The sequence below is a fragment of the Erwinia sp. PME.40.26/001 genome (genome assembly GCF_055556675.1).
This window is the reverse complement of the sequence record NZ_JBVHNP010000029.1, coordinates 1-545: the sequence shown is the minus strand read 5'-3', so window position 1 is coordinate 545 and position 545 is coordinate 1. Positions and strand designations below refer to the sequence as shown.

1 pseudogene is annotated in these 545 nt (G+C 54.9%); it reads right to left on the bottom strand.

What is annotated here, in order from left to right:
* Positions 1 to 545 (bottom strand): annotated as a pseudogene (locus tag ACZ3HG_RS23055) (IS3-like element ISSen4 family transposase); the annotation flags it as partial.

Below are 545 nucleotides of genomic sequence, written 5' to 3'. Positions count from 1 at the left end.
AAATCGTCCGTTAAAGCTCTCAATAAATCCGTTCTGCGTTGGCTTGCCCGGCTGGATTAAGCACAACTCAACACCATGCTCAAAGGCCCATTGATCCAGTGCACGGCAAGTGAACTCCGGCCCCTGGTCAGTTCTTATCGTCGCAGGATAGCCTCGAAACAGTGCAATGCTGTCCAGAATACGCGTGACCTGAACACCTGAAATCCCAAAGGCAACAGTGACCGTCAGGCATTCCTTTGTGAAATCATCGACGCAGGTAAGGCACTTGATCCTGCGACCGGTGGCCAGTGCGTCCATGACGAAATCCATCGACCAGGTCAGATTGGGCGCCGCCGGACGGAGCAGCGGCAGACGTTCTGTTGCCAGCCCTTTACGACGTCTTCTGCGTTTTACGCCCAGGCCACTGAGGTGATAAAGCCGGTACACGCGCTTATGATTAACATGAAGCCCTTCACGGCGCAGCAACTGCCAAATACGACGGTAGCCAAAACGCCTGCGCTCCAGTGCCAGCTCAGTGATGCGCCCTGATAAATGCGCATCAGCAG